A 727-nucleotide genomic window follows, 5' to 3' on the forward strand; every position below is an offset into this window, starting at 1 on the left:
ACTGATTTGGCCTTGTCTGGTGATGTAATGCATCCAAAAGTGAATGGTCAGTTCCTTATCGATCAAATGAAGCTGCAAGGCGAAGTGACGCCAATCGACATCAACTCCGGACAAGTCGTGATCAACTTCAAAGGTCACCAAGCGGATTTGGATGCTGGGATCATTACGCCTGACGGTAAGCTAGAAATCACCGGTGATGCTGACTGGCGTGACTTGCAAGACTGGCGCACTCGCGCCCGCGTGTTTGCAAAAGAACTAAAAGTTGATATGCCGCCGATGGTCAAAATCAAAGTTGAGCCGGACATGACCATTGATGTCACGCCGCAGTTGGCGAAGGTGGAAGGTAATATCAATCTGCCGTGGGGACGTATCGTCATTGAGGAACTGCCACCAAGTGCGGTTGGGGTGTCGAGTGATACCGTGATTTTAAACAAGGATTTACAGCCAGTTGATGAAGTGACGGCTATGCCATTCAACGTCGAAACGGACATCAACATCAAGATTGGTGATGACTTCCAACTTGCGGCGTTTGGCTTGAAGGGCGGCTTGAAAGGTAGCCTTAACGTGACACAAAAAGACAAAGGACCATTCATCGTTGGTGAGGTAAACATCGTTGACGGTTCTTACCGTTCATTTGGTCAAGATTTGGTGATCGAAGAAGGTAAGATCTTAATGAACGGTCCAGCGGATCAACCGTATGTATCGATCAAAGCGATTCGTAACCCTG

Annotated in this window: 1 protein-coding gene; it reads left to right on the forward strand. The window is 48.0% G+C overall.

Annotation, left to right across the window (positions count from 1 at the left end; genetic code table 11):
* Nucleotides 1-727 (forward strand): translocation/assembly module TamB domain-containing protein (locus tag R7P74_RS26330; protein ID WP_318123589.1); only part of this gene is annotated, 727 nt, incomplete at both ends.

Source organism: Vibrio sp. 2033 (genome assembly GCF_033339735.1).